Annotated in this window: 20 protein-coding genes and 3 pseudogenes; 13 read left to right on the forward strand and 10 right to left on the reverse strand. The window is 63.3% G+C overall.

Annotated elements, in window-relative coordinates; genetic code table 11:
- Positions 1–7 precede the first annotated feature (7 nt).
- From ACLEJU_RS13700 to ACLEJU_RS13720, 5 genes and pseudogenes are all read right to left on the reverse strand, one after another.
- On the reverse strand, positions 8–1,087 hold the full coding sequence (locus tag ACLEJU_RS13700) for a 4-oxalomesaconate tautomerase (RefSeq protein WP_435424449.1): 1,080 nt from the start codon (positions 1,085–1,087) through the stop codon (positions 8–10).
- Positions 1,084–1,650: pseudogene (locus ACLEJU_RS13705) on the reverse strand (4-carboxy-4-hydroxy-2-oxoadipate aldolase/oxaloacetate decarboxylase); the annotation flags it as partial. The gene ACLEJU_RS13700 and the pseudogene ACLEJU_RS13705, both read right to left, overlap by 4 nt.
- Positions 1,647–2,033 (reverse strand): annotated as a pseudogene (locus tag ACLEJU_RS13710) (OprD family outer membrane porin); the annotation flags it as partial. The pseudogenes ACLEJU_RS13705 and ACLEJU_RS13710, both read right to left, overlap by 4 nt.
- A gap of 105 nt (positions 2,034–2,138) precedes the next feature.
- Complete coding sequence (locus tag ACLEJU_RS13715) at positions 2,139–3,401, reverse strand: gallate dioxygenase (protein WP_435424448.1); 1,263 nt, start codon at positions 3,399–3,401, stop codon at positions 2,139–2,141.
- Positions 3,402–3,422: 21 nt separating this feature from the next.
- Positions 3,423–4,772: an MFS transporter gene (locus ACLEJU_RS13720; RefSeq protein WP_435424447.1), complete on the reverse strand. Its 1,350-nt coding sequence runs from the start codon at positions 4,770–4,772 to the stop codon at positions 3,423–3,425.
- A gap of 331 nt (positions 4,773–5,103) precedes the next feature.
- On the opposite strand from ACLEJU_RS13720, the gene ACLEJU_RS13725 reads away from it, so the two are divergent.
- Positions 5,104–6,087: a DNA-binding protein gene (locus ACLEJU_RS13725; protein WP_435424446.1), complete on the forward strand. Its 984-nt coding sequence runs from the start codon at positions 5,104–5,106 to the stop codon at positions 6,085–6,087.
- A 56-nt stretch (positions 6,088–6,143) separates the two neighbouring features.
- A complete protein-coding gene (locus ACLEJU_RS13730; protein ID WP_181004496.1) occupies positions 6,144–6,314 on the forward strand; it encodes a DUF6021 family protein in 171 nt (56 codons plus the stop codon).
- Between the two features lie 47 nt (positions 6,315–6,361).
- On the opposite strand, the gene ACLEJU_RS13735 is transcribed toward ACLEJU_RS13730, so the two are convergent.
- Complete coding sequence (locus ACLEJU_RS13735) at positions 6,362–6,613, reverse strand: hypothetical protein (protein WP_103447434.1); 252 nt, start codon at positions 6,611–6,613, stop codon at positions 6,362–6,364.
- 24 nt (positions 6,614–6,637) lie between these two features.
- Positions 6,638–7,138, reverse strand: coding sequence for a DUF4142 domain-containing protein (locus ACLEJU_RS13740; protein ID WP_435424445.1), 501 nt, complete (start codon positions 7,136–7,138; stop codon positions 6,638–6,640).
- A 162-nt stretch (positions 7,139–7,300) separates the two neighbouring features.
- Between ACLEJU_RS13740 and ACLEJU_RS13745 the strand changes: the two genes are divergently transcribed.
- Positions 7,301–8,866 carry a sensor domain-containing diguanylate cyclase gene (locus tag ACLEJU_RS13745; RefSeq protein ID WP_435424444.1) on the forward strand — a complete coding sequence of 522 codons (1,566 nt, stop codon included), beginning with the start codon at positions 7,301–7,303 and terminating at the stop codon, positions 8,864–8,866.
- Positions 8,867–8,870: 4 nt separating this feature from the next.
- On the opposite strand, the gene ACLEJU_RS13750 is transcribed toward ACLEJU_RS13745, so the two are convergent.
- Positions 8,871–9,377 carry a GNAT family N-acetyltransferase gene (locus ACLEJU_RS13750; RefSeq protein ID WP_435424443.1) on the reverse strand — a complete coding sequence of 169 codons (507 nt, stop codon included), beginning with the start codon at positions 9,375–9,377 and terminating at the stop codon, positions 8,871–8,873.
- Between the two features lie 110 nt (positions 9,378–9,487).
- Between ACLEJU_RS13750 and dksA the strand changes: the two genes are divergently transcribed.
- A complete protein-coding gene (dksA, locus tag ACLEJU_RS13755) occupies positions 9,488–9,895 on the forward strand; it encodes an RNA polymerase-binding protein DksA (protein WP_435424442.1) in 408 nt (135 codons plus the stop codon).
- Here the strand turns inward: dksA and ACLEJU_RS13760 are convergent.
- Positions 9,892–10,605, reverse strand: a complete 714-nt coding sequence (locus ACLEJU_RS13760; RefSeq protein WP_435424441.1) for an MgtC/SapB family protein — start codon at positions 10,603–10,605, stop codon at positions 9,892–9,894. The two genes, dksA and ACLEJU_RS13760, sit on opposite strands and share 4 nt — an antisense overlap.
- Before the next feature lie 383 nt (positions 10,606–10,988).
- Here ACLEJU_RS13760 and ACLEJU_RS13765 point away from each other — a divergent pair, with 383 nt between their 5' ends.
- The gene (locus ACLEJU_RS13765) at positions 10,989–11,462 is read left to right on the forward strand and encodes a sterol desaturase family protein (RefSeq protein WP_435424440.1); all 474 of its coding nucleotides are present in this window, start codon (positions 10,989–10,991) and stop codon (positions 11,460–11,462) included.
- Here ACLEJU_RS13765 and ACLEJU_RS13770 read toward each other — a convergent pair.
- A complete protein-coding gene (locus ACLEJU_RS13770; RefSeq protein WP_435424439.1) occupies positions 11,419–12,306 on the reverse strand; it encodes a bile acid:sodium symporter family protein in 888 nt (295 codons plus the stop codon). The genes ACLEJU_RS13765 and ACLEJU_RS13770 overlap by 44 nt on opposite strands.
- A gap of 192 nt (positions 12,307–12,498) precedes the next feature.
- On the opposite strand from ACLEJU_RS13770, the gene ACLEJU_RS13775 reads away from it, so the two are divergent.
- From ACLEJU_RS13775 to ACLEJU_RS13810, 8 genes and pseudogenes are all read left to right on the forward strand, one after another.
- Complete coding sequence (locus ACLEJU_RS13775; RefSeq protein WP_435424438.1) at positions 12,499–13,380, forward strand: Dyp-type peroxidase; 882 nt, start codon at positions 12,499–12,501, stop codon at positions 13,378–13,380.
- A gap of 89 nt (positions 13,381–13,469) precedes the next feature.
- Complete coding sequence (locus tag ACLEJU_RS13780; protein ID WP_435424437.1) at positions 13,470–14,378, forward strand: aldo/keto reductase; 909 nt, start codon at positions 13,470–13,472, stop codon at positions 14,376–14,378.
- A 4-nt stretch (positions 14,379–14,382) separates the two neighbouring features.
- Positions 14,383–15,660 carry an NTP/NDP exchange transporter gene (locus ACLEJU_RS13785; RefSeq protein WP_435424436.1) on the forward strand — a complete coding sequence of 426 codons (1,278 nt, stop codon included), beginning with the start codon at positions 14,383–14,385 and terminating at the stop codon, positions 15,658–15,660.
- A gap of 99 nt (positions 15,661–15,759) precedes the next feature.
- Positions 15,760–15,951: a hypothetical protein gene (locus ACLEJU_RS13790; protein WP_435424435.1), complete on the forward strand. Its 192-nt coding sequence runs from the start codon at positions 15,760–15,762 to the stop codon at positions 15,949–15,951.
- Positions 15,952–16,199: 248 nt separating this feature from the next.
- A pseudogene (locus ACLEJU_RS13795) lies at positions 16,200–16,322 on the forward strand (general stress protein); the annotation flags it as partial.
- Positions 16,323–16,382: 60 nt separating this feature from the next.
- Entirely contained in the window at positions 16,383–16,580 is a 198-nt protein-coding gene (locus ACLEJU_RS13800) for a hypothetical protein (RefSeq protein ID WP_435424434.1), read from the forward strand.
- Between the two features lie 18 nt (positions 16,581–16,598).
- Entirely contained in the window at positions 16,599–17,927 is a 1,329-nt protein-coding gene (locus ACLEJU_RS13805; RefSeq protein ID WP_435424433.1) for an iron-containing redox enzyme family protein, read from the forward strand.
- Positions 17,927–18,880, forward strand: a complete 954-nt coding sequence (locus ACLEJU_RS13810; protein WP_435424432.1) for a methyltransferase — start codon at positions 17,927–17,929, stop codon at positions 18,878–18,880. The genes ACLEJU_RS13805 and ACLEJU_RS13810 overlap by 1 nt, the downstream gene beginning before the upstream one ends.
- Positions 18,881–18,885: the final 5 nt, after the last annotated feature.

The raw sequence follows: 18,885 nt of genomic DNA on the forward strand, positions 1-18,885 counted from the left end.
TCGTCTTCTAAGCACCCGACCATAGCCCTCGAGGTACGCAGACCTGCCCGTCGAACAACAGGCGGGCCGTGCGTACCAGCCCGCAGCCGGCCAATGCGCCCTGTTGCAGCCTTACCTCGATACTGAATTCGCCACTGGGGTGCTCCACCGACAGCCGCTGGTGGTCGCCCGTGCCTGTGACGGCAATGCCCTGGGTCACCGCGCCTTCGATCAGGCAGGCAGTGGCGGCACTGACCGCGCCGAATACGCCGATCGAGGCATGGCAGCGGTGCGGAATGAACGAGCGGGTACTGATCGTGCCGCCCTGGCGAGGCGGGGAGACCAGGCACATCTTCGGCACGTTGCGCTGGCTGACGTCACCCAGGTTCATGCGCGGCCCCATCTGCAGGCGGATCGACTCCAGGCGCGCCTTCAGCGCATCATTGGCGTCCAGCGCTTCACGGCTTTCCCGGCCACTCAGCCCCAGGTCTTCGGCACGCAGCAGGATGACCGGCATGCCATTGTCGATACAGGTCACCTCGATGCCATCGACCTGGTCACGGCTGTTGCCGGTCGGCAAGAGAGCACCGCAACTGGAGCCGGCAATGTCGGTGAAGCTGATCACCAGAGGAGCGCCGTACCCGGGCACGCCGTCGATGCGGGTATCACCGGCATACTCCACCACTCCATCGGGCGTAGGCACCCGGGCGATTGCCAACTGGCCGGTGTTTTCCATGAAGATGCGCACGGCCGTGACCGGGCCATCGACCTTGACCAGGCCACGCTCGATGGCGAACGGCCCGACCCCGGCCAGGATATTGCCGCAGTTCTGGCCGTAGTCGACCCGCGCCTCATCCACCAGCACTTGGGCGAACAGATAGTCGACATCGGCCTCTGCGCATTGCGAGGGGCGGATGATCGCCACCTTGCTGGTCAGTGAGTCCGCGCCGCCGATGCCGTCTATCTGGCGGCTGTCGGGCGAGCCCATGACCGCCAGCAGTACGCGATCGCGCAGGCCGCCATCGGTGGGCAGGTCGTCCTGCAGGAAGTACGCGCCTTTCGAGGTGCCGCCGCGCATGAGCAGGCAGGGGATGCGGGTCTGGCTCATGTTGATTGGTCCAGGTCGGCAAGCTGGTCAACATAGCGCAGGCCTTTGGCGGCCAGGCGTGGGCGCATCTCGTAGATGTCCAGGCCCAGTTCACCAGCCGCCAGGCGCAGGCGTTTGCGCTCTTCCAGTTCGGCGCGCTCGGTCGCTGCGCGCAGCACGCTTGCCGCTTCGCCATGGCGTACCACGACCACGCCGTCATCGTCGGCGACGATGATGTCACCGGCATTGACCAGTTGCCCGGCGCACAGCAGCGGCAGGTTGACTGAACCCAGCACTTCCTTGACCGTGCCTTGGGCATTGATGGCCCGCGACCACACGGCAAAACCCATGTCGCGCAGAATCTGGCTGTCGCGCACACCGGCGTCGATCACCAGGGCGCGCACACCGCGGGCCTTGAGCGAGGTTGCCAGCAGGTCGCCGAAGTAGCCGTCACAACATGGCGAGCTGGGAGCGGCCACCAGCAGGTCGCCCAAGCGACACTGTTCGACGGCGACATGGAACATCCAGTTGTCACCCGGCGCCACCAGCACCGTCACGGCTGTGCCGGCCACGGCGACGCCTCGGTTTTGGAAACACGTATCTTGCCGGCTACGGCCGTACGCCCGAAGTCATCTCCCGGGCGGCCATCATCGTGCACCGGCAGCAGTTGCGTGCCGGCGGTGCCTTTGCCGCCATCGAGCTTGATGCTGTACAGGCCCAGCACGTCCACGCCGAAGCCGACGGTGCCGGGCGTGAAGCCGGACTTCAGGTCGAGGATGAAACTCTGCGTCCATTCCGCCGCCTTGTTCTGGCTGGCATCGCCGGTGTAGTCGCGATTCATGTAGAAATTGCGCAGGGTCAGGCTGGCCTTGGTGTCGTCGAGCAAGCCTTCTGCACCTGCCGACAAGGGCAGGCTGGCCGCCAGGGCGATACCCGGCAGGAGGGGGTAGAACGGGCGAGATTTCATTGTTGTTTCTCTTTTTGTTGGGCAAAGCGCTGCCGGCCAGCGGCATGAATGTGCTGGGGCGTGGGGTTGGGGCAAAGGTTGCGGGGCCGGAGCGGCCCCGTTTGCTCAGCGGCTGGCTTTAGCGGCTACTGAATAGCGCACTGGCTGGTTGCGGGTTTTCATGAAGTCTTCAAGGCTCTGCCCGCGCATGGCGGCGTAGATGTCCAGGTTGGAGACGCCCACGACCGCGCCGAGCTTTTCCAGCACGAAGAAGATCACGCCGTAGTGGATCAGCCCGCGCCAGTCGCGGCGTCGCAGCAGGTCGCGCTCCTCCTCGCTGAGCCCGGCCTCGTCAAACAGCGCCTCGGGCTCGGCCACAAAGCGCTCACGCCACTGTGGATCGATCAAACGGTGCAGGCACTTGTTCAGGCGATAGCCGCGGGCACTGCGTTCGAGGGTGTAGGGGTAGGTGCCCGTCAGTTGCTCGACCCCCGCCAGCTGATGCTGCATGTGCTGGTGGTGGCGCTCGTTGACCGGTGCCGGCAGGCCCTGGTCGAGGTTTTCCAGCAGCAGGGTGGCAATGCCGGTCATCGAGGGCAGGTAATAGCTCTGGTGCTTGCGCTCGACCTTGGCTGACAACGCGCCGCGCATGATCAGCCAGGTGATCACCTCCGCGCCTTTCATGCCGCCGAGGGTGGCGTATTCGGCCAGGGTCATCTCGGTGAGTTGCTGCGGGTCGTTGACCAGCAACTCGATGAACTGGGCATCCCATTCCGGGTTATTGAAGCCGCAGCGCTCGCCGTGGACCTGGTGCGAGACCCCGCCAGTGGCGACGATCGCCACCTTGAGGTCTTCCGGGTAGCTCTCGATGGCCCGGCGCAGGGCCTGGCCCAGCTTGTAGCAGCGCCGCGCGGTGGGGATCGGCAGCTGCAGCACGCCCACCTGCAAGGGCACGATCTGCACCGGCCAACCCTCGTCGCACGGCAGCAGTGCCGACATCGGCGAGAAGAAGCCATGGTCCAGCGGCTTGTCGCGGAAGAAACTCATGTCGAACTCGTCGGCCATCAGGCTCTGGCCGATGTGCCGCGACAGTGCCGCATGGCCGCCAACCGCGGGCAGATCGCGCGGGTTGCCACCTTCATCCGCCACACCGTATTGGTCGTCGACCCCCAGGATGAAGGCGCTGTAGTGGTCGAAGAAGAACGAGGTGATGTGGTCGTTGAAAATGTAGAACAACACGTCCGGCTGGTTGGCCTGCAACCATGTGCGGATCGGCTCGAAGCTCTGGAAGATCGGCGCCCAGGCGGCTTCCTGCTGTTTGTCGTGATCGACGGCAAAGCCGATGGTCGGGGTGTGGGAGACGGCCAGGCCACCAATGATACGAGCCATGTAAAGGTCCTCTGTTTCAGGTTATTGCGCGGTAACGGCCGGATGGGCGCGGCGCCGGGCGTGGCCGTTGGCCAGGATCGCCACGGCAGCGACGAACGCCGGCAGTCCAAGGAAAGTGAACAACAGTGGCAAGCCCAGGCCCAGGCTGAGCACGGCGCCACCGATCAGCGAGCCGAAGATGGCGCCGAAGCGGCCGATGCCGAGCATCCAGCTTACACCCGTGGCGCGGAAGTCCGTGGGGTAGTAGCCCGGGGCAAAGGCGTTCAGGCCGGTCTGTGCGCCGCTCATGCAGAAACCGGCGGCAGCCACGCCAACCACCAGCAGGCTCGACTCCAGGCTCAAGGCGCCCAGGCTCACGATGCACAGCCCGCCCAGGGCGTAGGCGACGGCGATGACCCGGTTGGGGTTGCGCCGGTCCATGATCCAGCCGACCACGATGGCGCCCACGGTGCCGCCGATCTGGAACAGGCCGGTGATGGTCGCGGCGCGCTCGATCGACAGGCCGCCATCACGCAGCAGGGTCGGTAACCAGCCCATTGTCAGGTAGATCACCAGCAGGCCCATGAAATAGGTCGCCCACAAGGCCAAAGTGCCGAAGCGGTAGCGCTCGCTGAACAGCTGGCGAGCCGGGGCCTTGTGCTGCACAGACGGTTCGCTGACGGTAAAGCGGGTGCCTTCGGCGAAATGCCCGCCGAGTTTGGCCAGGGCCGCGGCAATCTGTTGTGTCGGCGCCTGGCGGGCGGCCAGGAAACGGGCGGACTCCGGCAGCAGCCACAACAACAGGGGCAGCAGCGCGAGCGGCAGCACGCCGCCGGCCAGCAGCACCGACTGCCAACCGTGCTGGGGAATCAGCCAGGCTGCGAGAAACCCGCCCAATCCCGAGCCCATGTTGAAGCCGGTAAACATGACGGTAATCAGCAGCGAGCGGCTGCGCTCAGGCAGGTATTCGGCCAGCAGGGTGGTGCTGTTGGGCATGGCCGCGCCCAGTGCGATGCCGGTCAGCAGGCGCAGCACCGCCAGCTCATAAGGGTTGCGGGCGAAGGCGCAGGCCAGGCTGAACAGGCTGAAACCGGTGACGGCAATCAGCAGCACCTTCTTGCGCCCCAGGCGGTCGGCGTAGGGGCCGGCCGTGAGGGCGCCGAGGGCCAGGCCGACCATGCCAGCGCTCATCACCGGGCCGAACGCTGCACGCGAGAGCCCCCAGTCCTGCATCAGCGATGGGGCGATGAAGCCCATGACGGCCACGTCGAAGCCATCGAACAGCACGATCAGAAAGCACAGCGACAGGATCATCCACTGATAGGGCGAGACAGGGTGACTGTCGATCCAGTCTTTGACGTCGACGCTGGCGTCGACAGAGGGCTTGAGCATGGGGGATCACCTTTTGTTCTTGTAGTGGTGAGTAGTTCGGATGGAGAACCACCGCGCCGGATGTCGGCGGCAGTTGACTGTAAGGCGCCCCCGGCAGCGGGCGCCTCTGGGAAATGCTTAATGGGATATCGAATCTGCTTATCGGCCGGTTTTCCCGCCTGGCGTACCGACCTGATCGATCGTCATCGTCGAAACGCTGTTTTTCATCCGTCACATGCGATAAGCCGTGATTATTAAGCCTTAGATTTCACTTGAAAATTTACCTGGCAAGGAAGAAAATACCCACGTAATTACATGGTACGTATCATGTTACGAAATCGTAGGAGCAAACATGGCCCGGGGCGGTATCAACAAGGCGGTAGTGCAGCAGGCGCGGCAGGTGCTGATCGCCCGGGGTGAGTACCCCAGCATCGATGCAGTCCGTATCGAGCTGGGCAATACCGGGTCGAAGACCACCATCCATCGCTACTTGAAGGAGCTTGAGGGGCAGAAACCCGTTGCCCTGCAGGGGCAGGCTGCCCTCAGCGACGCGCTGACCAAGCTGGTATCGCAATTGGCTGCGCAGGTGCAGGAGGAGGGCGACGCCCGCATCGAGCTGGCCGAAGCCGCGTTCAACGAGGAACGCGAAAAGCTTGAGGCGCAGTTGCAGCTGGCGCAGCAGGCACTGGCGGCCGCCCACCAGCAACAGCAGATCCAGGCTGCTGCACTGGCTGCCGAGTCGGAGCGCCTGGTGACTGCACAGAACTCGCTGCAGGCCGAGCAGTTGCGTAGCGCCAGCCTCAATCAGTCACTGGGCGAATTGCAGGTGCGGTTGACCGACAAGGACGAGCAGGTGCGCTCGCTGGAAGACAAGCACCGGCATGCCCGTGATGCGCTCGAGCATTACCGCAGCGCCAGCCGCGAGCAGCGCGAACAGGAGCAGCGCCGCCACGAAGCGCAGACCCAGCAGTTGCAAGTGGAGCTGCGTCAATTGCAGCAAGGCATGATCGTCAAGCAGGACGAACTAACCCGCCTGCACCGCGATAACGAGCGGATGCTCGGCGAGCATCGCCAGGCCAACAGTGAGTGCAAGGTCAAGGATGAACTGCTCGAGCAGCGCGACTCGCAGATCCAGGGCTTGCGGACAATCCTCGCGCAGGCTCAAGGTGCCAGCGATGAAATGCGCCGGCAATTGCAGGTGCAATCGCAAAGCTTGGAAGACAAACGCGCGCAGTGTGCCGAGCAGGGCAGGCAATTGCAGCACTTGCACGATGAACTGGCTGGCCGTGACGAGGCGCTCAAGGCCTGCCGCGCGCAGCTGAAGGCGATCAATTGAATCAAACTTCCTCAGCTGCCTGTGTTCTTCCGTAAACATCACCGGGAGATCGCAACATGAACAAGCCAGAGCAGCATCGACAGGGGCCGCATTCCTCAGAGCAGGCGAGTAAAAAGCATGACCTGGGCTTCGACCCCGATTCGCCCGACCTTGAAGATCCGCAAGTCGACCCACAAGGGCCGGCCAAACCGCCCAGGGACGACGAGAAAGCCAACACCAAGCCCTGATGCAACACGCCCCATCGCCAGCAATTGGACGATGGGGCGGCTGTCATTCAGCTCTCAACTTGCTTGGCCGCTTCGACCCCTGATGAAGACAGCTTGATCGGATAGCTCATGCTGATTTGGTGATCATCACCCACCGCCACGCTACCGTCCTGGATCAATCCATGCTCCTGGAGCGTTTTGAGCATGCCGGCCACGGCTTTCTCGCCGCGGTAGTTGTCCAGTAATTCCTTGCCCAGGCCGTGCGGGTGGGCGTGCAGCAGGCGAGTGAGGATTTCGCTACGCAATGCATCATTACTCATGTGTGGCCTCGTGTGCTGGGACGGTCACTTGCCGTGGGTAACCTGGAGTGCCTTGGCCTGTTCCAGGTGGTGCTCCAGGGTCGGCAGTGTTTCGCTGGCAAAGGCCTTCAGTTCAGGCTTGTCGGAGGACGCCGCTTCCTTCTTGAACAGTTCCACGGCCTTTTCGTGGGCGTCGACCTGGTTGTTGACGTACGACTTGTCGAACGACTCGTCACGCCATTCGAGGATCATCTTCTTCACCTTGTCGGTCAGCGTGGCTTCGTCGGGAACGCTGATATCCAGTTTGCGGGCAATGTCGCCAAGTTTCTGGTTGGCCTTGGTGTGGTCGGTGACCATCTGCTGGGCGAATGTCTTGATCTCGGCGTTCTGACTTTTTTCCATGGCCAGGTTGCCAGTGACCGTTTCGGCGATCCCGGCCTCGGTGGCGGCCTCGACAAAATCATCCGACGTCGCGGCCAGTGCCTGCAGCGACGCCATGCCCAGCACCAGCGACAACCCAGCGCGTTTGATGAACAAATTGCTCATGCCTGACTCCTTGATACCGGTGGCGCGACCTCAGTGTCGCGTACGGTTGAGCCGGGCTTGTTGGCAAAGGTTTAGTTTTTCTTGGCACCGGGCGACCACCGTGAGGCACCTGAGTGCTGAACTATAGTCAGAGGTGGCATACGCTTGAGGGCAAGGACTTCCATGAGTGCAGCCAGAAAACAGGATGACGACGGGCTGTTCGCGGCCAGTGGCGAAGGGCGTGCCTTGGTACTGTTCCGCCTGGTCCTGGCATTCATGGCCATGATGATGCTGGCATTCGTGCTTGTCGAAGGCTGGCGCACCTGGCGTGATTACCGGCTCGCTTTCAGCACTGCCGAGAACATGGTCAGCAACCTGGCCAGGGCCACCAGCCAGCATGCCGAAGACGCCATACGCCAAGTGGACGCGATCACCGCAGCGCTGGCCGAGCGCCTGGAGGGTGATGGCTTCGATCATCTTGACCGCCCACGCCTGCATGCATTGCTGGCCCAGCAGATGGCGATCATGCCGCAACTGCATGGCCTGTTCATCTACGCACCGGACGGCAGCTGGATCGTGACTTATCACGACGCGATACCGCCCAATGCCAACAATGCCGACCGCGACTACTTCATCTATCACCGTAGCCATACCGACCGCAGCGTGCACATCGGCTCGGTGGTGCGCAGTCGCACCACTGGCGACCTGATCATTCCCATCTCGCGCCGGCTCAATAATCGCGATGGCAGCTTTGCCGGGGTATTGCTCGGCACCATCAAGGTGGACTGGTTCGTGCGCTATTACGGTGATTTCAAAATCGATGAAAGGGGCGCGCTGGTGCTGGCCAAGCGCGATGGCACCATCCTGGTTCGCAGGCCGTTCGTAGAGCAAGTAGTGGGACGCAGCCTGGCCGACAGCGAGGTGTTTCGCAACCACCTGCCCTATGCCAACGAAGGGCTGGCCGAGGCGGTGGCGGTGATTGACGGGACCCCGCGGCTGTATGCGTACAGGGCATTGTCGAGTTATCCGCTGGTGGTGGAGGCGGGCCTGTCGCGGGAATCGATCATCGCGCCCTGGCGGCACGATGTGATCAAGTCGGTCTCGATACTGTCGCTGTTGTTGGCCGGCCTGGCCGCGTTCGGCTGGGTGGTGCTGCGCCAGCTGCGCGAGCGTATCGCCATCGAGCGGGCGCTGCACCAGGCGCACCAGACCCTCAAGTCACTGGCCCTGACCGATAGCTTGACCGGGCTCGGCAATCGCCGGCGGCTGGATGCAGTGTTCGAGGCCGAACTCAAGCGGGCTCGGCGCCAGGGGCGTCCGGTGGCGCTGGTCATGCTCGATCTGGATTACTTCAAGCTTTATAACGACCGCTATGGCCACCCAGCCGGCGATCAATGCCTGCGGCGCTTTGCCGAGCTCTTACAGCAAGCGTTGAAGCGGCCTGCGGACCTGGCAGTGCGCTATGGCGGTGAAGAATTCACCGTGTTGCTGCCTGATACCGATGTAGCAGGCGCCGAACTGGTTGTCGTAGAGATCATGCAGTTGCTGCGGCGCCACGCGATCACCCACGCCGGTAGCCCGTTGGGAGTGGTGTCGGCCAGTGCCGGGATCGCCGTTGGCTATCCGACACGGGATGCCAGCACGCCAGAAAGCCTGATGGCGGCGGCTGACGCTGCGTTGTACCAGGCCAAGCGGCAGGGGCGTGATGGTTATACGGTGGCAGCCGCGTTGGCAGAAAGTACCGAATGACTGCTCAAGCCAGAGCCAGGCGCATTGCAAACCGCCCACTCAAACCATGCGCACGCTCTGTTGCCAGAATGCCCTGCAGTCTTGCGTCAAGCTGCTGATCATCGAGCACTTCGAACCCGTATCGGGCATAGAAGGGGCCATTCCAGGCCACTTGCGCAAAGGTAGTCAAAGTCAGCGTCAGGGCACCCCGATCTCGCGCCACGGCACATGCCTGGTCGAGCAACTGCCTGCCGATACCTTGCCCCTGCGACTGCAACCGTACCGAAAGCTCGTGAACATGCAGCGCTTGGCGTTCCAGGCTCATGCACACAAAGCCCAGGACCTGCCCATTGTCATCCTCGGCCAACCAGCTGCCATGATCGTAAATGAAGGCCTTGTGCGCCATTTCGTCCAGCCCCTGGGCACTGGCCAGCCAGGCCAGTTCGGGCAGCCGCAAGAATGCGCGTGCGGCGGATTGCTCGACTGCAATCAACTGGGCGATGTCAGCGGGCAGGGCGGGGCGTATGTGCATTAAATGTTCCTCCGTGGGCGGGCAATAGTCTGCGGTGAGCTGGGCGGGGCTTGCAATGAATGGGTTATAACGTAACATTTACAGTTTCCCAGCCATGTGAGACTGCCTTGATGACTGAAGAGGAACTGCTGCGCCAGGCTCCTGCAGCCTACATGAACGAAGTCCAACAGCAATTTTTCCGCAAGTTACTGCTTGGCCAGCGCTTCGACCTGCAAGCGCGTATCGAGGTGGAGTTCCAGGCCCTGCGCGAGCAGGAAGTGCACAGCGACCCGGCTGACATCGGCAGTGCCGAAGAGGAACGGCAGTGGCGGCTGCGCTCGCTGGAGCGGGAAAAGAAACTGCTGGACAAGATCGACCAGGCGTTGGAGCGCCTGGCCCGGGGTGAATATGGCTGGTGCCAGGAAACCGGCGAGCCGATCGGCCTGCACCGCCTGTTGCTGCGCCCCACGGCAACGCTGTGCATCGAAGCCAAGGAGCGCCAGGAGCAGAAGGAGCGGCACCTGCGCGAAGAGCGTTAGTCCGCTGCCAGTGCCTGGGCCTGCAACTGCCAGCGCACCGAGCTGACGCCTTTCTCCAGGCTCACCCGACCCACCAGCCGCTCCAGTTGCGCCGGCGCCTGCGGGTTACCGAGCAGTTCTGCGCGCACTTCCAGGCGCGCCGGGTTGGCCAGGTCTTCACTGTGCAGCGATTGCAGGCGCAGCTGTGGGTCGCCCAGGCTGTGCAGCATCAGGCTGCGCACCTGGATCTCATCTTCGGCGCGGCAGACGATGCGCACCTCGAACCGTTGTTCGACCTCGCTGGCTGGCAGCACCTCCTGGCGGTCGAGACGCTGGGCGATATCGCGCAGCAGGATGTTGGCACACAGCACCATCAGGCTGCCCAGCGTTGCCTCGAGCAACAGCCCGAGGCTGCACAACACACCAACCGCCGCAGTGCACCAGAGCGTGGCGGCGGTGTTCAGGCCACGCACGTTGAAGCCGTCGCGCATGATGACGCCGCCACCGAGAAACCCGATACCCGACACCACGTAAGCGGCCACCCGCGAGGCATCGTTGGGTGCCATGCCAGGCACCGCTTGGGTCATCAGCACGAACAGGCAGGCACCGGTGCTGACCAGCGCGTTGGTACGCAGCCCGGTCAGGCGCTGGCGCAGTTGGCGCTCGGCACCGATCAGCGCACCGAGCAGCAGGGCAATGCTGACGCGCAGCAGAAAGACTTTCCAATCCATAGCAAACCTCTTCCACGGGCTCACGCCCGCACGGTTGAATAACCAGAAAATGCGCAGGACCACGAAAGGGAAGAGGGGGAAAGCCTTCAAAGGCTGGAGAATTCCACCGCCTGGCCAATGGCGAGACAGTGGCAGGAAGCTGCCGGACTAGCTCGCCGTGTGGGCCTGTCGCAAGCGACTGGGGCTACTGTCCAAAGCAGGACTCCTGTTCAGTGATGCGAAATTGCGTCGCGGACCTTACGCCGCCCTCCACACGGGGTCAAGGGCAAAAACATGACAAGGGATTCATCAGGAAATGCCCTACAACCGGTTACGCCTGCATGGAAATAAACCTGGGTAATCGGTACCCTTGCGCCATTCTCCGCCATACCCCGGACCGTTACATGCTGTTCAATCTCGCCGTGCTGCTCGGCACCCTGGTGGCCATGGAAGGTGTCGGCACGCTGGCCCACAAGTACATCATGCATGGCTGGGGCTGGTGGCTGCACCGTTCGCACCACGAGCCGCAGCTGGGCATGCTGGAAACCAACGACCTGTACCTGGTGGCGCTGGGCCTGATCGCCACGGCGTTGATCGCCCTGGGCAAGGCCGGCCATGCGCCCTTGCAGTGGGTAGGCGCAGGCGTGGCCGGGTATGGCGTGCTGTACGTGCTGGCCCACGACGGCTTCTTTCATCGGCACTGGCCGCGCCGGCCGCAACCGGTCAACCGCTACCTCAAGCGCCTGCACCGTGCCCATCAGTTGCACCACGCCGTGAAGGGGCGCACGGGCAGCGTATCGTTCGGCTTCTTCTATGCGCCGCCGCTGAAGGTGCTCAAGCGCCAGTTACAGGCGCGGGTGCCACGCGACCACGGCTGACCCACCAGCCAAACCCCGCGGCAGTGAAGAACATGATGAGGCTGTACAGCGCGGCTGGCACGGCCATGGTGGCGTTGTTCAGCAGCGATGGGCTCAGCGCCAGGGCGATGGCCAAGGTACCGTTATGGATGCCGATTTCCATGCCGATGGCGATGGCCTGGCGCTTGGGAATGCTCAGCAGGCGCGGCACCCAGTAGCCAAGCGCCAGGCTGATCAAGTTGAACAGCAAGGCTGCCAGGCCCACCACCGGGGCATATTCGACAACGGTCTGCCAGTCCTTGGCCAGCGCCAGCAGGATGGTGAATGCCAGGAACAGCGCTGCCACCAGCTTCATCGGCTTTTCCATGCGTGCGGCAAAACGCGGTGCCCAATGGCGGATCAGCATGCCCAGGGCCACCGGCAGCAGGACGATGGCGAATACCTGCATGACCTTGGCGAATTGCAGCGGAATTGCCTGGTCCGACGTCATGAACCAGGCCAGCGAAAGGTTCACCAGCAGTGGCATGGTCAGGATCGCGATCAACGAATTGACCGCCGTCAGGGTGATGTTTAGCGCCACGTCACCATGGGCCAGGTGACTGAACAAATTGGCCGTGGTGCCGCCCGGGGACGCGGCCAGCAGCATCAGGCCGACCGCCAGCGCCGATTCCAGGCCAAAGCCATTGGCGATGAGGAAGCACACCAGCGGCAACAGCAGGATCTGGCAGCACAGGCCGACGACCACCGGTTTCGGGTATTTCACCACGCGGGCGAAGTCGGCCAGCGTCAGGGACAAGCCGAGACCGAGCATGATGATGCCCAGCGCCAGGGGGAGGAACGCAGTCAACAAGGGTGAGGCGGTCATGGGCAGGCACTCGGGCAAGGAATGCAGGCAGTCTAGGCCGGCCTTGCGGGCTGGCTAATTGCAATGCGCCAGTACTTGGTAACCGTTTGTTACCGGATTCCCTGTAAACCTTGGCCTACAGCGTCTGCATGCCGCGTTGCGATAGGCGCCCCGGCGCAGTAGCATTCCGCTTTTGCCGAGGATTAGCCTGTCATGCCGTTCCAGCAAGGTCTGCTTGCCACCCCCGTGCCGGCCCACGCCCGTCACCTGTTCTTCGCCCTGCAGTCGCCCGAGGCGCTGCCTGCCGTACTGGATGCATTGCTGCCGCAGGTGGATGGCCAGAAGCTGATCCTCGGCATCGGCGCCCCCTTGGCGAAAGCCCTCGGCCGTGACATTCCTGGCCTGCGCGCCTTCCCGCAACTCGATGCAGCAGTAGAAAACCCGAGCACCCAGCACGCCCTGTGGCTGTGGCTGCGCGGCAACGAACGCGGCGACCTTTTGCTCCAGGCCCAGGCACTGGAACAGGTGCTGGCCCCGGCGTTGCGCCTGGCTGACAGCGTCGATGGCTTCCTGCACCGCGGTGGCCACGACCTGACCGGTTACGAAGACGGTACCGAGAACCCGGTGGACCAGGATGCGGTGGATGCCGCCATTCTTGCCGGCGAGGAGCCAGGCCTGGCCGGTTCCAGCTTCGCCGCCTTCCAGCTGTGGAAGCATGACCTTGAGTACTTCAAGTCGCTGCCCCAGGCTGACCAGGACAACATCATCGGCCGCCGCCTGAGCGATAACGAAGAACTCGACGACGCGCCGGAATCGGCCCACGTCAAGCGCACCGCCCAGGAAAGCTTCGAGCCGGAAGCTTTCATGGTGCGCCGTTCGGTCGCCTGGGCCGACAGCCGCGGCGCAGGCCTGGCGTTCGTCGCCCTGGGCCGCAGCTTCGAGGCCTTCGAAGTGCAGCTGCGGCGCATGAGCGGCCTGGAAGACGGCATAATCGACGGCCTGTACCGCTTCAGTCGGCCGCTGACAGGCGGCTACTACTGGTGCCCGCCGATGACCGAGGCAGGTCTGGACCTGCGCGCTTTGCTGCAGGCCTGATTACAAAACATCCAGATACAGAATCACCTGCCAGTGCAGGGTAGAGCGGCTAGCCTTGAAAGTTTCCGACTTATGACGGGAGCTTTGCCATGTACAAGCGTCGCGACGTCCTACGCGCTGGTGCGGCTTTGGGGCTTGTGGCCGCCAGCCCCTGGCTGCATGCCGCCAGCTCCGCTGGGTTGCTGACGCGCAAGGTCCCCTCCACGGGCGAGGCCTTGCCGGTGATTGGTGCTGGCACCTCCGGCAGTTTCGAGGTCGAGGCCGGCTCCGCCGAATTCCAGCAGCTCAAGGTGGTGCTCAAGGCGTTTTTCGACGGTGGCGGCAAGGTCATCGACACCTCGCCCAACTATGGCGGCGCCGACAGCATTCTCGGGCAATTGCTGGAGGAGGGCGGCTGGCACCGGCAGTGCTTCATCGCCACCAAGATCGCCGCCGACAGCCGGGCCGATGCCGAAGCGCAATGGGCCGGCACGCTCAGGAGCCTGCGCACCGACAAGGTCGACCTGCTGCAGATTCACAACCTGCGCGACTGGCAGACGCAACTGCCCTATGCCCGCGAACTCAAGCAGCAGGGCAAGGCCCGCTACGTTGGTATTACCCATTACCTGAACAGCGGCCACGACGATGTGGCGCGCATCGTACGCAGCGAGCCGCTGGACTTCATCCAGATCAACTATTCGGTGAATGCCCCGCAAGCGGCACGCGAACTGCTGCCGTTGTGCCAGGACAAGGGGGTCGCCGTGCTGATCAACCGCGCTTTCGACGACGGCCGGCTGTTCGCCAGAGTCGAGGACCAGGCCTTGCCGGCATGGGCCGCCGAGGCCGGGGTCAGCAGCTGGGCACAGCTGTTCCTCAAGTTTGCCATCAGCCACCCGGCAGTGACCACGGTGATACCGGCGACCGGGCGACCGGAGCGTCAGGTTGACCAGCTCAAGGCTGGGCATGAGCCGCTGCTCACCCAGGCGCAACAGCAAACGCTGATCAAGCAGTTCGCCTGAGCTCATGAACAGCTGGGGCAGGCGTCTCGTCCAGCCTGGAGAGGGGCCAGCGGTGGTCGCCGGGCTATTACTGTTCTACCTGCTGTTCACCGGCTACTTCATGCTGCGGCCGGTGCGCGAAACCATGGGCGTGGCGGGCGGTGTAGACAACCTGCAATGGCTGTTCACCGGCACCTTCATCGCCACCCTGGCCAGCTTGCCGCTGTTCGGCTGGCTGGCCTCGAAGGTACGTCGCCGGCACATCCTGCCCTGGACCTACGGCTTCTTCGCCAGCAACCTGGTGCTGTTCGCGGCGCTGTTTGCGGTTAATCCAGACGACCTGTGGAACGCCCGGGCTTTCTACATCTGGTTGTCTGTGTTCAACCTGCTGAGCATTTCGCTGGCCTGGAGTGTGCTCACCGACCTGTTCTCCACCGAGCAAGGCAAGCGCCTGTTCGGCCTGCTGGCCACCGGGGCCAGCCTGGGCGGCCTGAGCGGGCCGATCCTGGGCACGCTGCTGGTGGCGCCGTTGGGGCACGCAGGGCTGGTGCTGCTGGCCGGGTTGTTGCTGATGGGCAGCGTGCTTGCTTGCGTCTGGCTGCAGCATTGGCGCGATCGCAACCCATTGCCCGCTGCGAATGAACAGCCCACGTCGCGCCCCCTGGGCGGCAATCCCTTCGCCGGCGCGACGGCCGTTTTGCGCTCACCTTATCTGCTGGCGATTGCCTTGTTCGTGATGCTGCTCGCCAGTGTCAGTACCTTCCTGTATTTCGAGCAGGCCCGCATCGTCAGCGAAACTTTCACCGATCGTACGCGCCAGACCCAGGTTTTCGGCCTGATCGACACCGTGGTACAGGCGCTCGCCATCCTGACGCAAGTGTTCCTCACCGGCCGCCTGGCCAGGCGCATGGGCGTCGGCGTGTTGCTGGTGGCGGTGCCGCTGGTGATGGCGGCGGGTTTCCTCTGGCTGGCCCTTGCACCGGTGTTCGCCGTATTCGTGGTGGTCATGGTGGTGCGCCGGGCGGGTGAATATGCGCTGGTAAGGCCGGGTCGCGAGATGCTGTTCACCGTATTGCCGGCCGAAGACAAGTACAAAGCGAAGAATTTCATCGACACGGTGGTCTATCGCGGCGGTGACGCACTCAGCGGCTGGCTCAAGCGCGGCCTGGATGCCATGGCCGAGCACCCGCAGCTGGCAATGACGATCGGCATCATCCTCGCGCTCGGCTGGAGTGCGACGGGCCTATGGCTCGGCAGGCGACATCAGCTCAGGGCAATGGAGCCTGGTCCCGCCCGCACCTGATATTTTTGCCAGTTGTGGCTGCGGCCTTGATGGGTACTAATCAGCGAGCCGGTCGCACTTGGGATCGGCCATGTCATTCAGATCATGGAGAGTATGGATATGACCATTCAAAAGATGCTGTGCCTGCTCGGCTGCCTGCTGCTGAGCAGTTTCACCTTTGCCCACGTATCCCAGTCACACGCAGTGATCGGGGCAGGTAACGCCGTAGCTGCTCTGGAAAAAACGACTGCGCCGCAGGTACCTGGCTCGCCGCAGGCAGATGATGAAGAAGATAGCGATGACGAGGGTTGATCGCTCACTCGTGACCATGGCTGGCGAGGTTTACCTCGTCAGCTTTCACCTTTCCACTGGCGCACCAAATACATCCCTGCCGCTTATTTAACGCCGCCGGTCCGAACCCTTCGCAATAAAACGAATCCCCCGATATCGCCGAACTCCGACCTTATGTACGGCGCAGCGCCGTGCACTTCGAAAGCCACAAGAGGTTAGAGACCATGGCCAATAAAGAAAACAGCCGCACCGGTAGCCAAGGTGGTAGCAAGAACCCTGGCAACTTCGCCAATGATCGCGAGAAGGCCTCCGAGGCCGGTCGCAAAGGCGGCCAGCAATCCGGCAGCGGCCGTACCAGCAGCGAGTCGGGCCGCAAGGGCGGCCGTTCGTAAGTGAGGCAACGCAGTGCCGGGGCGACCTGGCGCTGCGCTCTACTGGAACGGGAGGTCTCTATGCGACTTTCACCCCTTGTCGCCTTGCTGGGCAGCCTGACGCTGCTTGGCGGTTGTTTTGACCGGGACAACAATCACCCGGGCAAGGACAGCGATCCGAGCAAGCCCTCGGTGCAAATGCAGCAACCCGATGAAAAGCCTGCGCCGCAGCCTGCGCCGGACCCTGAGCCCATGCCGCGGGAAAACCAACGCCAGTAAGCGCATCAGGAGCAAGGCATGACGGTCATGACCCGCAATACCACAGCACCGAGAGAGGCCCTGGCCACTGACAGCAGCCTTGCCAGCCGGTATCAGGCGCTATTGTCAGGCCAAGACCACGGCACTCGCCAATGGCTGGTGGCCAAGCTGGCCGAAGCCAGCCTCCTGAGCGACGATCTGCCGGACACCCCTGGACAGCTTGACGCCTGGAGCGCCCGCCATACCGCGCAGGTCGCCCATGAACATGCTCTCTATCTGGAGCAGCGTCGCCAGGGTGCTCCCCGGCGCTATTTTGCCAATCGCTCCCAGGCCCTTTGGTTTTTGCAGCAAGTGGCACCGACCAAGGCCGTCGACGGTGCCTGGTTGCACGCCACCCTGAGCCATTGGCACGATCCGCGATTCCACGGCCTGATTCGCACGTATCTCGAAGAATTGGGCGACGGGGACCCGCGCAGCAATCACGTACTGATCTACCAGCGCCTGTTGAGTCGACTGGGTTGCCTTGAGCCACTGGCGCTCGACGATGAACGCTACCTCCAGGGGACCTTGCAGCTGGCCCTGGGCAGGTATGGTGACAGCTTCCTGCCGGAGGTTATCGGCTACAACCTGGGCTATGAACAGCCGCCACTGCATTTGTTGATCACCACACATGAACTGGCCGAACTGGGCATCGACGGTCAGTATTTTCAGCTGCATGTGACCATCGACAATGCTGCCAGTGGCCATGCGCGCAACGCCATTCGAGCCGTCCAGCAACTGTGCCCGGAGCAGGACATCGAGAAGTTCTACCGCCGGGTTCGCCACGGCTACCGCCTCAACGACTTTGGCATCGCTGCACCGACCTTGATCAGCCGCTTCGACCTTGAGGCTGAATTACTGGCCGCCCTCGAGCGTAAACGCGCTTTTGGTCAGTTCATGCATGCCGACCGTTGCCGCTTGCAGCAACGTACGGTGAATCAATGGCTGGCTGAGCCGGGTTTGCTACCGGGATTCCTGCAGGCCTTGCAGAGCCATGGCTGGATCAAGCGCGGGCAGAACCCATCCGACAGCCGCTGGTGGTCGTTGATCGAAGGCCCGAGTGCGCCCATGTTCGGTGTGTTCAACGCCTATGAAAAGCAGCTGTGGCACGACTGGATTGCCGCTGACTGGCAGCCGTCCCTGCGCCGCGTGGCGCCCGGCAGCTGGTTGCCAGACATGCCCGTGCCAACCGAACGCATCGCCCAGGAACAGGACATCGACAGCCTCATTGCCGACATGGCCGGTAATCGTCACGCCCAGCCTCAAGGCCTGTCCGCCACCCGTGCCTACCTGCGCGTTACCGGCCTTGCCCAGGAGGGCCCACACTGATGATGCTCGACCCACAACAGGTGCTGGCCGACGAGGCGCTGCTCCACCTCGGCCGCAGGCTGCGCGCCGATGGTTACCGTTTCACCTGTGTGACACCGGCCACCCAGGCACGCAACAACGCCCGGCATGGTGCAGAGCATGCCAGCAACCTGCGCGATGTATTTGGCTGGAGCAGGCCGTTCTCGCCTGCCCTGATCTCCAGTGACGAACTCGAACAGCTGCGCGCTGCGCAGGTGGTGAGCGAGGAGGGCGAATGGCTGCGCAGCCGGGTACGCTGGTCCAGCCTGGACGACCTGTTGCTGGTGCATTCGGCCTATCCGACCGAAGCCAGTGACGCGGTGTTTTTCGGCCCCGACAGCTACCGTTTCGCCCAGGTCATCCATGACCACTTGCAGCGCAGCCCGATGCCTGTCCAGCACGCCGTCGACATCGGCTGCGGCAGCGGCGTGGGTGCGTTGGTGATCGCCCGTGCGGCCCACCATGCTCAGGTCAGCGCCGTTGATATCAACCCTTTGGCCCTGCGTTACACGGCCATCAATGCGGCGTTGGCCGGTGTCAGCAATGTGTCGGTCGAACTGAGCGATCTGCTCGACGGCATCAGTGGCAATTTCGACCTGATCGTGGCCAACCCGCCATACATGCTCGATGCAGGCCAACGTACCTATCGCCATGGCGGCGGAGCACTGGGCGCGGAACTGTCGCTGCGTATCGTCGAACAAGCGCAGGAGCGTCTGACCCCAGGTGGCTCGTTGCTGTTGTACACCGGGGTCGCCATCGTCGAAGGCCGCGACCCCTTGCTCGAAGCCATTCGACTGCGCCTGGGCGGACCGGAATGGACCTGGGTGTACCGCGAAATCGACCCGGACGTGTTTGGCGAACAACTGCTGGAGCCGGGCTATGAGCGGGTTGAACGCATCGCCGCCGTGGCGCTGACCGTCAACCGCTGCGCCTGATCCCG

Origin of the sequence: Pseudomonas sp. SMN11 (assembly GCF_052041945.1) — a bacterium.
Classification (GTDB): domain Bacteria; phylum Pseudomonadota; class Gammaproteobacteria; order Pseudomonadales; family Pseudomonadaceae; genus Aquipseudomonas.

Excerpts from the sequence above, each read along its gene's own strand:
- ACLEJU_RS13765 (WP_435424440.1), top strand. The coding sequence starts at position 10,989 with ATGCTGTTCAATCTCGCCGTGCTGCTCGGCACCCTGGTGGCCATGGAA.
- ACLEJU_RS13725 (WP_435424446.1), top strand. The coding sequence starts at position 5,104 with ATGGCCCGGGGCGGTATCAACAAGGCGGTAGTGCAGCAGGCGCGGCAG.
- ACLEJU_RS13785 (WP_435424436.1), top strand. The coding sequence starts at position 14,383 with ATGAACAGCTGGGGCAGGCGTCTCGTCCAGCCTGGAGAGGGGCCAGCG.
- ACLEJU_RS13715 (WP_435424448.1), bottom strand. The coding sequence starts at position 3,401 with ATGGCTCGTATCATTGGTGGCCTGGCCGTCTCCCACACCCCGACCATC.
- ACLEJU_RS13760 (WP_435424441.1), bottom strand. The coding sequence starts at position 10,605 with ATGGATTGGAAAGTCTTTCTGCTGCGCGTCAGCATTGCCCTGCTGCTC.
- ACLEJU_RS13790 (WP_435424435.1), top strand. The coding sequence starts at position 15,760 with ATGACCATTCAAAAGATGCTGTGCCTGCTCGGCTGCCTGCTGCTGAGC.
- ACLEJU_RS13735 (WP_103447434.1), bottom strand. The coding sequence starts at position 6,613 with ATGAGTAATGATGCATTGCGTAGCGAAATCCTCACTCGCCTGCTGCAC.
- ACLEJU_RS13775 (WP_435424438.1), top strand. The coding sequence starts at position 12,499 with ATGCCGTTCCAGCAAGGTCTGCTTGCCACCCCCGTGCCGGCCCACGCC.
- ACLEJU_RS13750 (WP_435424443.1), bottom strand. The coding sequence starts at position 9,377 with ATGCACATACGCCCCGCCCTGCCCGCTGACATCGCCCAGTTGATTGCA.
- ACLEJU_RS13745 (WP_435424444.1), top strand. The coding sequence starts at position 7,301 with ATGAGTGCAGCCAGAAAACAGGATGACGACGGGCTGTTCGCGGCCAGT.
- ACLEJU_RS13730 (WP_181004496.1), top strand. The coding sequence starts at position 6,144 with ATGAACAAGCCAGAGCAGCATCGACAGGGGCCGCATTCCTCAGAGCAG.
- ACLEJU_RS13720 (WP_435424447.1), bottom strand. The coding sequence starts at position 4,772 with ATGCTCAAGCCCTCTGTCGACGCCAGCGTCGACGTCAAAGACTGGATC.
- ACLEJU_RS13805 (WP_435424433.1), top strand. The coding sequence starts at position 16,599 with ATGACGGTCATGACCCGCAATACCACAGCACCGAGAGAGGCCCTGGCC.
- ACLEJU_RS13780 (WP_435424437.1), top strand. The coding sequence starts at position 13,470 with ATGTACAAGCGTCGCGACGTCCTACGCGCTGGTGCGGCTTTGGGGCTT.
- ACLEJU_RS13770 (WP_435424439.1), bottom strand. The coding sequence starts at position 12,306 with ATGACCGCCTCACCCTTGTTGACTGCGTTCCTCCCCCTGGCGCTGGGC.
- ACLEJU_RS13800 (WP_435424434.1), top strand. The coding sequence starts at position 16,383 with ATGCGACTTTCACCCCTTGTCGCCTTGCTGGGCAGCCTGACGCTGCTT.
- ACLEJU_RS13700 (WP_435424449.1), bottom strand. The coding sequence starts at position 1,087 with ATGAGCCAGACCCGCATCCCCTGCCTGCTCATGCGCGGCGGCACCTCG.
- dksA (WP_435424442.1), top strand. The coding sequence starts at position 9,488 with ATGACTGAAGAGGAACTGCTGCGCCAGGCTCCTGCAGCCTACATGAAC.
- ACLEJU_RS13740 (WP_435424445.1), bottom strand. The coding sequence starts at position 7,138 with ATGAGCAATTTGTTCATCAAACGCGCTGGGTTGTCGCTGGTGCTGGGC.
- ACLEJU_RS13810 (WP_435424432.1), top strand. The coding sequence starts at position 17,927 with ATGATGCTCGACCCACAACAGGTGCTGGCCGACGAGGCGCTGCTCCAC.